We start from the raw sequence: 12,727 nt of genomic DNA, 5'->3' as shown, positions 1-12,727 counted from the left end.
GGCCGCGCTGGCCGTCCTCGCGGTCGCCGGGACGGCGCTGACCGCGCTGCGCGGCCGCGGCTCCCCGCCGCCGGTGGTCGCCGCGTCGGCGGCCGAACCGGGCCAGACCTGGAGCGCCGAGGGGATCACCATCGAGGGCCTGCCCGAGGCGCCGCGCGACCTTCCCGGGTCGATCCGCGCCGCCGAGTTCCTCGACGCCGACCGGGGCTTCCTGCTCACCGCCGACTGCTGCCACGCCTGGGTCAGCGCCACCACCGACGGCGGGCGGACCTGGCACACCCTGCCCTCACCGATCGCCGGGGTGCCCACGCTCGCGGCCGGCCCGGCCGGCGTGACGATCGTCGGCCCCGCCCCGGCCTACAGCCGGGCGAGCAGCGTCGACGGGGAGCACTGGAGCGCGCCGGTGGCGACCCCGCCCGGCCCGCCGGCCGCGCCCTCCGGCACCGCCCGGCTCCTGCCGCTCGGCAGCGGGTGCGGCGCCGCCACGGCCGCGGTCGCCGGCGACGCCCTCGCCCCCGTCCCGGCCCAGCCGCCGATCACCGCCTGCTGGTGGTCGCCGGTGCGCGGCGGCGACGGCGCGTGGTGGGTCGGCGGCCGCGACGCGGACGGGCGCCCGGCGCTCGCCGTGAGCCGGGACGGCGGGGCCACCTGGGCGGTGCACGCCTTCCCGGGCTTCCCCGCCAACGCCTACGCGCGGGCGGCGATGCTGGGCCGGACCGTGTTCGCCACCGTGGTGAGCCCGCCGGATGCCACCGCCGGGGTGGACCACCTGCTGGCGGTGGCCCGGTCGGTGGACGGCGGGGCTACCTTCGGCGCCGTACACCCGACCGCGGGCCAGGCCACCATCGGCGGCGACGCCGTGCCGCTGCTCGACGGCCGGCTCCTGATCGTCGACGGGTACGGCCACTGGCTGGTCTCCGCGGACGGCGGCGCGTCGTGGCACCGCCTGGAGGGGCTGCACCCGACCCTTCGGCTGGCCCGCACGCAGGCCGGCTACGTGGCCTATCAGATGTACTCCATCTACACCGCGTTCTCGGTCGACGGCTCGACCTGGCAGAAGATCAACGCCCAGTAGCGGCCGATGAACGCGATCAGCCGGGCACGGCGTGCCCGGCTGATCGGAGTGCCTGATCAGGCGTGCTGCATGAAGTCCCAGGCGTCGGCGACCATGGTGGCCAGCTCCGGGTGCTGGGGAGTCCAGCGCAGCTCCCGCTTCGCCTTCTCCGACGACGCGACCAGCTGCGCGGGGTCGCCGGGCCGCCGCGGCGCCATCTCGACCGGGATCGCGTGCCCGGTGACCTCCCGCACCACCTCGACCACCTGCCGGTTGGAGAACCCGGTCCCGTTGCCGAGGTTGTAGACCCGGTGCCCCGGCCCGTCCATGGTGGACAGCGCCAGCAGGTGCGCCGCGCCCAGGTCGGCGACGTGGATGTAGTCGCGGATGTTGGTGCCGTCGAAGGTCTCGTAGTCGTCGCCGAAGAGCTGCAGCTTCTCCCGGCGGCCGGCCGCGACCTGCAGCGCGATCGGGATGAGGTGCGTCTCCGGGTCGTGCCGCTCGCCGATCATCGAGCCGTCGGGGCGGCGCAGGGCGCCGGCGACGTTGAAGTACCGCAGGCTGACCGCGGCCAGCCCGTGGGCCGTCGCGTAGCCGGTCAGCGCGTGGTCGGCGGCGAGCTTGGAGGTCGCATAGGGGTTGGGCGGACGGACCGCGGCCGTCTCCGGGATCGGCACCTCGTCGGGGTCGCCGTACACGTTGGCCGTGGAGGAGAACACCAGGCGCCGCACGTCGGCCGCGCGCATGGCCTCGAGCAGGCGCAGGGTGCCGATCGCGTTGTTGTCCCAGTACTTCTCCGGCCGCTGCACGCTCTCCCCCGCCGCGATGAAGGCGGCGAAGTGCAGTACACCCTCGAAGCCCTCGGACGGCACGAGGACCTCGCCGATCGCGTCGTGCACCCGGCCGCGCACGAACCGGGCCCCGGACGGCACCGCCTCGGCGTGCCCGGTGGAGAGATCGTCGAGCACCACCACCTCGTGGCCGGCATCCAGCAGCAGTGCGGTGACGATACTGCCGATGTAGCCGGCACCCCCGGTGACGAGCAGCTTCACGAAAACCTCCCCAAAAATCGACGTGTTCCAACAAATTTACACGTCGCCCATGAACGTGCGGGAGCGGGCCGCCTACACTTTGTGTCATGCCGGAGCCCGGCCAGCATCAGAATGGCCCCGGAACCATACGGCAGGCTGTGGCCGCCCTGCTGAGCCGCTGGGCTGAGCGCCTTTACGGTCACGCTACCCCGGCCGCCGCCCGGATATCCGAGGCCGAGCTGCGCACCCTCATCACGGTGAGCTCGGGCACGGCGCACGTGCGCGAGCTGATGGTGCCGCGCACCGACGTGGTCTTCCTCGACGCGTCGCTGACCGTCCCCGACGCCATCTGCGCCGTGGGACGGGCCACGCACTCCCGCTTCCCGGTGATCGACGGCGACCCGGACGACGTCCTCGGCTTCGTCCACGTGCGCGACCTGACCCTGCCGCCGGTCGTCGACCCGGCCGTCACGCTGCGCCACCTCACGCGCGAGGTAAAGCGGCTGCCGGCCAGCAAGCGGGTGCTCGCCGCGCTGTCGGAGATGCGGCGGGAGGGCCATCACCTGGCCGTCGTCGTCGACGAGTACGGCGGCACGGCCGGCATCGTGACCCTCGAGGACCTGATCGAGGAGCTCGTCGGGGAGATCCACGACGAGTACGACGCGCCGCCCGCCCCGCCCCGGGTGGACGAGGTCGACGGCCGGCTCAACCTCGCCGACCTGGCCGAGCGCGTCGGGCTGGCGCTGCCGAGCGGCCCCTACGAGACGGTGGCCGGCTTCCTCATGGCGCGGCTGGGCCGGGTGCCGGCGGTCGGCGACCACGTGCGCCACGACGGCTGGCAGCTGCGGGTGAGCACGGTGGAGGGGCGCCGGGTGGCCCGGATCGCGGTGGCGCGGCCGGTTCCCCCGCCGCGCCAGCCGTCGTAGACCTCAGCCGGCCTCGATGATCATCCCGGCGCCGACCGTGCGGTTGGTCGACTCGTCGATGATGATGAAGCCGCCGGTGGTGCGGTTGCGCCGGTACTCGTCGGCCAGCAGCGGCACCGTCGTGCGCAGCTTCACGCGGCCGATCTCGTTGAGCGCGAGCTGGGTCGCCGAGTCGTCCCGGTGCAGCGTGTTGACGTCCAGCCGGTACTGCAGCCCGCGGACCACCGTGCGGGCCGAGCGGGTGGTGTGCTTGATGGCGTACTTGCCGCCCACGGTGAGCGGGCGGGTCTCGTCCATCCAGCAGATCATCGCCTCGATGTCCTGGGCGACGGCCGGCGCGTTGTGGGGCCGGCAGATCATGTCGCCCCGGGCGATGTCGATCTCGTCGGCCAGCCGGATGGTCACCGACATCGGCGGGTAGGCCTCGGTCAGCTCGCCGTCGGCCGTCTCGATGTGCGTGATCCGGGTGGTGAAGCCGGACGGCAGCACCATGACCTCGTCGCCGGGCTTCATCACGCCGCTGGCGATCTGGCCGGCGTAGCCGCGGTAGTCCGACACCGTGGTGGACTGCGGGCGGATCACGTACTGCACCGGGAACCGCACGTCGACGAGGTTGCGGTCGGAGGCGATGTGCACGTGCTCCAGGTGGTGCAGCAGGGAGGGCCCCTCGTACCAGGGCATGTTCTCGCTGCGGCTGACCAGGTTGTCGCCGTGCAGGGCGGAGATCGGGATGACCGTCAGGTCGGGCGCCTCGAGCTTGGCGGCGAACGAGGTGAACTCGTCCGCGATCCGCTCGAAGACCTCCTGCGAGTAGTCGACCAGGTCCATCTTGTTCACGCAGAGCACCAGGTGCGGCACCCGCAGCAGCGAGCACAGGAAGGCGTGCCGGCGGGACTGCTCGACCAGGCCCTTGCGGGCGTCGACGAGGATCAGCGCGAGGTCGGCGGTCGACGCCCCGGTGACCATGTTCCGGGTGTACTGAATGTGCCCGGGCGTGTCGGCGATGATGAACTTGCGGCGGGGCGTGGCGAAGTATCGGTACGCCACGTCGATCGTGATCCCCTGCTCCCGCTCGGCCCGCAGGCCGTCGGTGAGCAGCGCGAGGTTGGTGTACTCGTCGCCGCGCGAGCGGGACGTCGCCTCGACGGCCTCCAGCTGGTCCTCGAAGATGGCCTTCGAGTCGTACAGCAGCCGCCCGATCAGCGTCGACTTGCCATCGTCGACCGAGCCGGCGGTGGCGAAGCGAAGCAGGTCCATCTGGCGTTCGATCACGGCGGTCATCTAGAAGTACCCCTCACGCTTGCGGTCTTCCATCGCCGCCTCGCTCACCTTGTCATCGCCCCGGGTCGCGCCCCGCTCGGTGATCCGGGTCGCCGCCACCTCGTCGATGACCTTGTCGATCGTGTCGGCGTCGCTGCGCACGGCCGCCGTGCAGCTGGCGTCGCCGACGGTCCGGTAGCGCACCTGCTCGACGAACGGCGTCTCCCCGGCCTTGAGCGGCAGGAACTCGTTGATCGCATACAGCATCCCGCCGCGGTCGACGACCTCGCGGTCGTGGGCGTAGTAGATGCTGGGCAGGTCGATGTTCTCGCGGGCGATGTAGTGCCACACGTCCAGCTCGGTCCAGTTGGACAGCGGGAAGACCCGGATCGACTCGCCGGAGGCGATCCGCGCGTTGTACAGCGCCCACAGCTCGGGCCGCTGGTTGCGCGGGTCCCACTGGCCGAAGTCGTCGCGGAAGCTGAACACCCGCTCCTTGGCGCGCGCCTTCTCCTCGTCCCGCCGCGCCCCGCCGAAGAGGGAGTCGAAGCGGTACTTCTCCACCGCGTCGAGCAGCACCGGCGTCTGGATCCGGTTGCGCGTGCCGTCGGGCGCCTCGCGGACCATGCCGGAGTCGATCGCCTCCTGCACGCTGGCCACGATCAGCTGGACGTTGAGCTCGTTCACCCGCCGGTCCCGGTACTGCAGGACCTCGGGGAAGTTGTGACCGGTGTCCACGTGCATGACCGGGAAAGGAATCCGGCCCGGCGCGAACGCCTTCTCGGCCAGCCGGAGCATCACGATCGAGTCCTTGCCGCCGGAGAACAGCAGCACGGGCCGCTCGAACTCGGCGACCACCTCGCGCATGATGAAGAGGCTCTCGGCCTCGAGCGCGTCCAGATGGGAGACGCGGTAGGGCACGCGGCTCACGCGAGCACCTCCGCTTCACTGGACTCGAGGCTTCTTACCTGACGAGCGGCCACTCCGCTCTGCTTCGTACCGCTCATGAGTCGGCGAGGACCTTTCAGCTGTTGATCGCGGCCAGCAGTTGCGGCGCCAATGCCTTCCGACACACCACCAGGTCGGGCAGGCGGGGGTCGGGCTGGTTGTATTCCAACGTAGTCCCGTCGATACGGGAAGCGTGCAAACCCGTGGCGAGAGCCACAGCGACCGGCGCGGCGGAGTCCCACTCGTACTGGCCGCCCGCGTGGACGTAGGCGTCGACCGCCCCGTCGATGACCGCGGCGATCTTGGCACCGGCCGAGCCCATCGGCACCAGCTCGATCGGCAGCTTCTCGGCCAGCTCGGCCAGCAGCGCCGGCGGGCGGGTGCGGGAGGCGGCCAGCCGGATCGGCTCGCCCAGCACGCCCGGCATCGGCGGGAACGGCGGCGGGACGTCGGTGCCGAGCACGCAGTGCTGGGCCGGCAGCGCCACCGCGCCGGCGACCAGGCGGCCGGCGTAGAGGGCCACGTGCACGGCCCAGTCGGCCCGGCCCTCCTCGCCGAACTCGCGGGTGCCGTCCAGCGGGTCGACGATCCAGACGCGCTCGGCGCTCAGCCGGGCCGGGCTGTCGGCGCCCTCCTCGGAGAGCACCGCGTCGGCCGGGCGCCAGCGCGCGAGCTGGGCGACCAGGAACTCGTGCGAGAGCCGGTCGCCGGCCTTGCGCAGCGCGTCGGGGTCGGCGTAGCCCATCTCCTCGCGCAGCTTCAGCAACAGGTCGCCGGAGCGCTGGGCAAGCCAGCGGGCGAACCCACCGTCCGTGGCAGGTGGTAAGTCGGTCATTTCAGTACGCTCCAGCCCCTCGGGTCACCGCGCTCAACGTCCGCAGCATGATCACCAGGTCCAGGGAAAGGGACCAGTTCTCCACGTACTGCAGGTCGAGGCGGACCGCTTCGTCCCACGATAGGTCCGACCGTCCGGACACCTGCCAGAGGCCGGTCATCCCGGGCCGCACCGCCAGCCGGCGCCGAGCGTCGTCCGGATACACGGCGACCTCCTCGGGCAGCGGCGGGCGGGGCCCGACCAGTGACATGCTGCCGCCGATCACATTGAGTAACTGCGGCAGCTCATCGAGTGAAAACTTGCGCAGAAGCCGCCCGACGCGGGTCACCCGCGGGTCGTTGCGCAGTTTGAACAGCGCGCCGTCGACTTCGTTGAGGTGCCGCAGCTCGGCCAGGCGGGCTTCGGCGTCGATGTGCATAGTGCGGAACTTGAAGATCACGAACTCGTGACCGTCCTTGCCCACTCGTACCTGACGGAACAGTACCGGGCCGGTGGAGTCCACGCGAACCGCTAGCGACAAGAAGGCCAACAAGGGGCTGGTGAGCACCAGGAGTACCGCCGCGCCCACCCGATCGACGAAGGACTTGACCAATCGACGGGCCCCGGTCAGGGTCGGGTGTTCGACGTGCAGCATCGGCAGGCCGTCCACGGGGCGGATCGTCGTGCGGCTGCCGGCCACGTCGATCAGGGTGCTGGCCACGATCAGGTCGATGTCGTCGCGCTCGAGGTGCCAGGCCAGCCGGCGCAGGGCGTGGCCGTCCAGCTCCGGGCAGGACAGGACGAGCACGGTGTCGGCCCGCGCCCGGCGGACCGCGGCCGCGATCTCGTCGAAGGTGCCCAGGACCGGCACGTCGGCGACCTCGCCGGCGGTGGGCAGGCACGCGCCGACGACTTTCAGGCCGTGGTACCGCTCGCGGTGCAACTGCCGCGCCATGGCCTCGACGGCGAGCTCGTGACCGACCACCACCACCCGGCGCATGCAGGCGCCCCGGCGCTTGCGGGCCCGGTGCAGCAGCTTGCGCAGGACGAACCGGGCCAGCAGGCAGGCGAACGTGACCAGCGGCAGGGCGATCACGAACCAGCCGCGGGCGATGCGGGTCTCGGTCGCGTAGGCCACGAACACGGCGGCGGCGGTCAGGGCCAGGCCGGCGCGCAGCACGCGCTGGTACTCGTCGGTGCCGACGAAGAGGTACCGCTTCTCGTACGCCCGGTTGGCGGCGAGGCTCGCGGTGAACGCGATCGGCAGGAGCGCCGACAGCAGCACGTACCAGCGGTTGTACGTCGTGAGGCCGTTGGAGAAGCGGGCCTGGAAGGCGACGCCGCCCGCGATCAGGCCGATCGCGAAGTCCAGCACGAGCAGGGTGCGCAGGTAGCGCCCCTCCCACGCCCACCGCGCCCGGTGCCGGGACGCGCGCCCCGGCTCGGGCGCGACGGCCGGCTTCGGGTCGCGCGTCCTGACGAAGGGGGTGCTGCCCTGGACGGCGTCCTCGACCTGGGCGGCGAGCTCCGGATCGACCTCGGCCGGCGGGACCGGGCCCGGCGCCGGCGAAACCGGGGCCGCGACCCGCGCCCGGGCGGGCCGCCCGGCATGCGAACGGCGGTTTCCGAGGCGGGGGCCGGTCGCGGGGCTGGGGCGGCGGCCGCGGGCCGGGGCGGCCGGGCGGCCGTAGACCGGGGCCGGCTGGTGCACGATCGGGTCGGCGGCCGGCCGCTGGGCGGGGGACGTCGGCGCGGTCCCGGCCGCGGGGGCGGCGGGCCGCCCGCCTGGGCTGCCCGGTTGGTCGTCCGGGGCGAGCGCGCGCTGCTGGGACGGCGGGCGCTCCTCGCGGCGGACGTTCGGGGCGCGCTCCTCGCGGCGGGCGGCAACGGTGCGCTCCTCGCGGCGGGCAACAGCGGTGTGCTCCCCGCGGCGGGCCGCACCCGTTCGCTCCTCGCGGCGGGCAACAGCGGTGTGCTCCTCGCGGCGGGCCGCGCCCGGGCGCTCCTCGCGGCGGGCCGCGACGGCGTGCTCTTCGCGGCGGGCGGTGCCGGGGCGGTCCTCGCGGCGGAGGTGGGCCGGCCGGTGAAAGCCTTCCCGAGCTCGCCCGCTGTCGATCGCCACGCCGCCTCCTCAAGGGGAACCGTTCCTTACGGTGCAACCTTGAGTACAACGTGCAAGTCGGACATTCGTCACGACACCGCGCGGGGCGGGACGAGCGGAACAGTACGTTCGGTCGATGGATGACCGCGATGTTCAGTCCGCGTGATACCGGTTCTGGGCCGCCTCCAGGCCCTGGTCGATTATCATCTCGACCGCGTCCGCGGTCCGGTCCACGAAGAAGTCGAGCTCCTTGCGCTCGACCGACGAGAAGTCGGACAGGACGAAGTCGGCGGGGTTCTGCCGGCCCGGCGGGCGGCCGATGCCGAAGCGCACCCGCAGGTAGTCCTTGCCGCCCAGCGAGCTCGACATCGAGCGCAGGCCGTTGTGCCCGCCCTCGCCGCCGCCCTGCTTGAGGCGCAGCTGGGTCCAGGGGATGTCCAGCTCGTCGTGTACCGCGATGATCTGCTCCCGCGGCACCTTGTAGAACTGGGCCAGCCCGGCCACCGGGCCGCCCGAGAGGTTCATGAAGGTCAGCGGCTTGACCAGCACCAGGCGCGGGCCGCCGACGCGCAGCCGGCCCTCGGCCACGTCGGCGACCACCCGGCGGTGCTTGCCGAAGCGCAGGCCGGCCCGCTGCGCGAGCAGGTCCACGACCATGAAGCCGACGTTGTGGCGGTGCCGGGCGTACTCCGGCCCGGGGTTGCCCAGGCCGACGACCAGCCACGGAGCGGCGTCCGTCACGCGTGCCTCCTCACACGATGAAGGCCGCGGCCGCCGTTCCCGGCGATCCGCGGCCTCACTCGTTACGGATTGATCAGGCCTCGGCGGCGGCGGACTCGGCCTCGGCGCCAGCCTCGGCACCCTCGGCCTCGGCGCCCTCGGCCTCGACGGCCCCGGTCGGCGCCACGGTGACGACCGCGATGACCAGCTCGCTGTCGGCGGCGAGCTCGACGCCGGCCGGGAGCTGGACGTCCGCGGCGGTGACGTGGCTACCCGCCTCCAGGCCCTCGATCGAGGCCTCGAGGTGGTCGGGCAGCTTGGTCGCGTCGGCCAGGACGGACAGCGTGCTGCTCTCGTGCATGATCAGCGTGTCGCGGGCCGCCTCGCCGGTCAGCTGGACCGGGATGTCGACGGTGACCTTCTCGCCGCGGCGGACCACGAGCAGGTCCACGTGGTCGAAGGTGTCCTTGATCGGGTCACGCTGGATGGCCTTCGGCAGGGCCAGGGCGGCGCTGCCGTCGGAGATCTCGATGTTGAAGACCTGGGTCATGCCGCCGTGGCGGATCGCCGCGGCGAACTCACGGGCGGGGAGGGCGATGTGGCGGGGCTTCTCGCCGTGGCCGTACAGCACGGCGGGCACCTTGCCGGCCCGGCGCGTGCGGCGGGCACCACCCTTGCCGAACTCGGTGCGGGGCTCGGCGCTGATCTTTACCTCGGACACGACAAAACTCCTGATGCGGTTGTGCGGCGGGCACCGGCCGGCGCGACCGGTAACAGTTTGTCTTGGTGCGGCGCTCGGGCGAGGGGGCGCACGGGGCACAAGCAGCCCGGAGCACCGCGTCGATCACGGAGCCCGCTCGGCCGTCATGCCGGTTCCTGTGTGGCCGCCGGGGTGGCAACCACCCGGCGGTCACACAGGAACCGCACGCCCGGCCCGTGGGAGCACCCTCGCCGTGGCAACCGCACTATCTTACCCAAAGCCTGGGGGGCTCTCTAACACCCTCCCCGCCCGGTTGCGCGAATCACGCTGAGCTGCCGTCGCTTCGCTCCAAGTGGGGGGCTCCGCCCACCCACACCCCCTGGCACACGTGCTCGCTCTTGTCGGAAATGTGCGGGTTCGTCGTGCTCTGGGCGCGGCCGGAGGACTGGCCTTGGCCAGAGGACCTGCCCGGACGGGACCGGCCGGGCCGGAGGACCGGCCCGGCCGGGGTGGCTGGGTTACAGGGGGGTGGTTCTTATTGCGGGAATTACGACAGACCACCGAAAAGGGTCGTTACGGAGCCGTCGTCGAATACCTCGCGGATGGCGCGGGCCAGCAGCGGGGCGATGGACAGCTGGGTGATCTTCTCCACCTTGCGGTCGGCCGGCAGCGGCAGTGTGTTGGTCACCACGACCTCGCTGATCCGGCTGGCGTCGAGCCGCTCGCAGGCCGGGTCCGACAGCACCGGGTGGGTGGCGGCGACCACGACGTCGGCGGCGCCCTCGTTGAAGAGGATGTCGGCCGCGCTGACGATCGTGCCGCCGGTGTCGATCATGTCGTCGACGATCAGGCAGACCCGGCCCTCGACCTCGCCGACGACCCGGTTGGCCACCACCTGGTTGGGCTTGCTGGGGTCGCGGGTCTTGTGGATGAAGGCCAGCGGGCAGCCGCCCAGCCGGTCGGTCCAGCGCTCCGCCACCCGCACCCGGCCGGAGTCGGGGGCGACCACGGTGATCGGCCGCCCCGCGTACTTCGCGTCGATGTGGTCGGCCAGCGTGTTCATGGCGAACAGGTGGTCGACCGGCCCGTCGAAGAAGCCCTGGATCTGTGCCGTGTGCAGGTCGACGGTGAGGATCCGGTTGGCCCCGGCCGTCTTGAGCAGGTCGGCGATCAGCCGGGCCGAGATCGGCTCACGGCCGCGGTGCTTCTTGTCCTGCCGCGCGTACGGGTAGAACGGCAGCACGACCGTGGTGCGCTTGGCCGAACCGCGCTTGAGCGCGTCGACCATGATCAGCGTCTCCATCAGCCAGTCGTTGATCGGCGAGACCATCGACTGGACCACGAACGCGTCCGAACCGCGGACTGACTCGCGGTACCGGATGAAAATCTCACCGCTGGCGAAGTCGTAGGCGTCCATCGGGGTCGGGTCCACCCCGAGCACGGCGCCGATCTCCTCGGCCAGCGCGGGGAAACCCCGGCCGGAGAAGAGCATGAGGTTCTTGCGGTTCTCCGAACTAATGCTGGCCATTGGGGTCGTCCGCTCCCGATCTCGTCGTTGCGCTCATTGTTCGTCGCGTGGACTCGATTCAGCCACCTGACCGGCCTCGGCGTGGTTTTCTTCACGTGCTCGGGCCACCTTGGCCGCCTCGGCCGCGGCGGTGCCGGCCCGCTTGCGCTCGACCCAGCCGTCGATGTTGCGCTGCGTGGCGCGGGAAACGCCGAGCGCACCGGCCGGGACGTCCTTGACGATCACACTGCCGGCGGCGGTGTAGGCGCCGTCGCCCACGTGCACCGGGGCGACGAACATGTTGTCCGCGCCGGTGCGCGCGTGGGCACCGATCACCGAGCGCTGCTTGCGCACACCGTCGTAGTTGACGAAGACGGTGGCCGCACCGATGTTGGTGTGCTCGCCGATGGTGGCGTCGCCGACGTAGGACAGGTGCGGAACCTTGGCCCCCTCGCCGAGGGTCGCCGCCTTGGTCTCCACGAACGTGCCGACCTTCGACTTGCGACCCAGCTGGGAGCCGGGACGCAGGTAGGCGAAGGGTCCGACGGAGGCCTGCGGGCCGATCTCGGAGGAGACGGCGTGGGTGCGCACGACCGCGGCGCCCGGGCCGACCACCACGTCGATGAGCGAGGTGTCGGGGCCGATCACGGCGGCCTCGCCGATGCTGGTCGCCCCGCGCAGGTGGGTGTTGGGCTCGATCACCGCGTCGCGCTCGAGCGTCACGGTCACGTCGATCCAGGTGGTGGCCGGGTCGATGATGGCCACCCCGGCCTTCATCCACTCGTCGTTGATCCGGTCGCGCATGAGCGCCCGCAGGCCGGCCAGCTCCGCCCGGTCGTTGGCGCCGAGGGTCTCGGTGGCGTCGGGGGCGCGGTGCGCGACGATCGGGGCGCCGGCCGCGGCCAGCATGCCGATGACGTCGGTGAGGTACTCCTCACCCTGGTCGTTGTTCGTGGAGAGCTTCCCGAGCATCTCCCGCAGCGCGGCCGCCTCGAAGACGTAGGCGCCCGAGTTGATCTCGCGGACGGCCCGCTGCTCGGGCGTCGCGTCGCGCTCCTCGACGATGGCCGCGAACTCGCCGCCCGCGTTGCGCACGATCCGCCCGAGGCCGGTGGGGTTGTCGACCTCGGCCGTCAGCACGGTGGCCGACGCCTGGGCGGTCTCGTGGGCGTGCACCAGCGCGGCCAGGGTCTCGGCCCGCAGCAGGGGGATGTCGCCGTTGAGCACCACCACGGTGCCGGACAGCTCGGGGCTGGCGTCCAGCGCGATGCGCACGGCGTGCCCGGTCCCCCGCTGCTCGGTCTGGGTGACCGGCACCGCCTCGGGGGCCACCCGGGCGAGGTGCTCGCGGACCTGGTCGCCCCCGTGCCCCACCACCACCGTCACCGTGCCGCTCTCCAGGAACGGCTCGGCGGCGGCCAGCACATGCCCGAGCAGCGTGCGGCCGAGCAGGGGGTGCAGGACTTTGGGAACCGACGACTTCATCCGCTTGCCTTCGCCGGCGGCCAGGATGATCACGTTTCTCACGGAGGGCTCCTCGACGGTGTCGGTGCGCCTCATCGTAGTCAGGTGGCTGGGGTGCCTGGATTCGAACCAGGACTGCGAGGCTCCAAAGGCCTGCGGGCTGCCGTTACCCCACACCCCAATCGCGCGCGCCCTCGAAGCC

At 72.1% G+C, this 12,727-nt stretch carries 11 protein-coding genes and 1 tRNA gene; 2 read left to right on the top strand and 10 right to left on the bottom strand.

All coding sequences use genetic code 11. The features are described from left to right. A partial coding sequence (locus tag ABD352_RS45830; protein ID WP_486303855.1) for a sialidase family protein occupies window positions 1-1,075 on the top strand: 1,075 nt, incomplete at its 5' end. A gap of 56 nt (window positions 1,076-1,131) precedes the next feature. On the opposite strand, the gene galE is transcribed toward ABD352_RS45830, so the two are convergent. Next, on the bottom strand, window positions 1,132-2,106 hold the full coding sequence (galE, locus tag ABD352_RS45825; RefSeq protein ID WP_344618907.1) for a UDP-glucose 4-epimerase GalE: 975 nt from the start codon (window positions 2,104-2,106) through the stop codon (window positions 1,132-1,134). Window positions 2,107-2,192: 86 nt separating this feature from the next. Between galE and ABD352_RS45820 the strand changes: the two genes are divergently transcribed. After that, a complete protein-coding gene (locus ABD352_RS45820) occupies window positions 2,193-3,011 on the top strand; it encodes a hemolysin family protein (protein ID WP_425553926.1) in 819 nt (272 codons plus the stop codon). Between the two features lie 3 nt (window positions 3,012-3,014). On the opposite strand, the gene cysN is transcribed toward ABD352_RS45820, so the two are convergent. The 9 genes from cysN to ABD352_RS45775 form a co-directional block, all read right to left on the bottom strand. Then, window positions 3,015-4,292, bottom strand: coding sequence for a sulfate adenylyltransferase subunit CysN (cysN, locus tag ABD352_RS45815; RefSeq protein ID WP_344618905.1), 1,278 nt, complete (start codon window positions 4,290-4,292; stop codon window positions 3,015-3,017). Further along, on the bottom strand, window positions 4,293-5,201 hold the full coding sequence (gene cysD, locus ABD352_RS45810; RefSeq protein WP_344618904.1) for a sulfate adenylyltransferase subunit CysD: 909 nt from the start codon (window positions 5,199-5,201) through the stop codon (window positions 4,293-4,295). 94 nt (window positions 5,202-5,295) lie between these two features. Next, a complete protein-coding gene (locus tag ABD352_RS45805; RefSeq protein WP_344618903.1) occupies window positions 5,296-6,054 on the bottom strand; it encodes a 3'(2'),5'-bisphosphate nucleotidase CysQ in 759 nt (252 codons plus the stop codon). A gap of 1 nt (window position 6,055) precedes the next feature. After that, a complete protein-coding gene (locus tag ABD352_RS45800) occupies window positions 6,056-8,155 on the bottom strand; it encodes an exopolysaccharide biosynthesis polyprenyl glycosylphosphotransferase (protein ID WP_344618902.1) in 2,100 nt (699 codons plus the stop codon). 132 nt (window positions 8,156-8,287) lie between these two features. After that, window positions 8,288-8,875 (bottom strand): aminoacyl-tRNA hydrolase, encoded by a 588-nt coding sequence (gene pth, locus ABD352_RS45795; protein ID WP_344618901.1) that lies wholly within the window; start codon window positions 8,873-8,875, stop codon window positions 8,288-8,290. Between the two features lie 73 nt (window positions 8,876-8,948). Continuing rightward, the gene (locus ABD352_RS45790) at window positions 8,949-9,575 is read right to left on the bottom strand and encodes a 50S ribosomal protein L25/general stress protein Ctc (protein ID WP_344618900.1); all 627 of its coding nucleotides are present in this window, start codon (window positions 9,573-9,575) and stop codon (window positions 8,949-8,951) included. A gap of 526 nt (window positions 9,576-10,101) precedes the next feature. After that, window positions 10,102-11,082, bottom strand: coding sequence for a ribose-phosphate diphosphokinase (locus ABD352_RS45785; RefSeq protein ID WP_344618899.1), 981 nt, complete (start codon window positions 11,080-11,082; stop codon window positions 10,102-10,104). Between the two features lie 33 nt (window positions 11,083-11,115). Then, window positions 11,116-12,621 (bottom strand): bifunctional UDP-N-acetylglucosamine diphosphorylase/glucosamine-1-phosphate N-acetyltransferase GlmU, encoded by a 1,506-nt coding sequence (gene glmU, locus ABD352_RS45780; RefSeq protein ID WP_344618898.1) that lies wholly within the window; start codon window positions 12,619-12,621, stop codon window positions 11,116-11,118. Between the two features lie 10 nt (window positions 12,622-12,631). Continuing rightward, window positions 12,632-12,706 (bottom strand) — tRNA-Gln (locus ABD352_RS45775). Between the last annotated feature and the right edge of the window lie 21 nt (window positions 12,707-12,727).

The organism is Dactylosporangium salmoneum (assembly GCF_039532525.1).
Taxonomy (GTDB): Bacteria; Actinomycetota; Actinomycetes; order Mycobacteriales; family Micromonosporaceae; genus Dactylosporangium; species Dactylosporangium salmoneum.
Note: the sequence above shows the minus strand (reverse complement) of the source record. Positions and strands in the feature narration are given on the sequence as shown.

Bases quoted from the DNA above. Each gene is read 5' to 3' on its own strand.
- ABD352_RS45820 (WP_425553926.1), top strand. From the start codon at position 2,193: ATGCCGGAGCCCGGCCAGCATCAGAATGGCCCCGGAACCATACGGCAG.
- cysN (WP_344618905.1), bottom strand. From the start codon at position 4,292: ATGACCGCCGTGATCGAACGCCAGATGGACCTGCTTCGCTTCGCCACC.
- ABD352_RS45805 (WP_344618903.1), bottom strand. From the start codon at position 6,054: ATGACCGACTTACCACCTGCCACGGACGGTGGGTTCGCCCGCTGGCTT.
- ABD352_RS45785 (WP_344618899.1), bottom strand. From the start codon at position 11,082: ATGGCCAGCATTAGTTCGGAGAACCGCAAGAACCTCATGCTCTTCTCC.
- glmU (WP_344618898.1), bottom strand. From the start codon at position 12,621: ATGAGGCGCACCGACACCGTCGAGGAGCCCTCCGTGAGAAACGTGATC.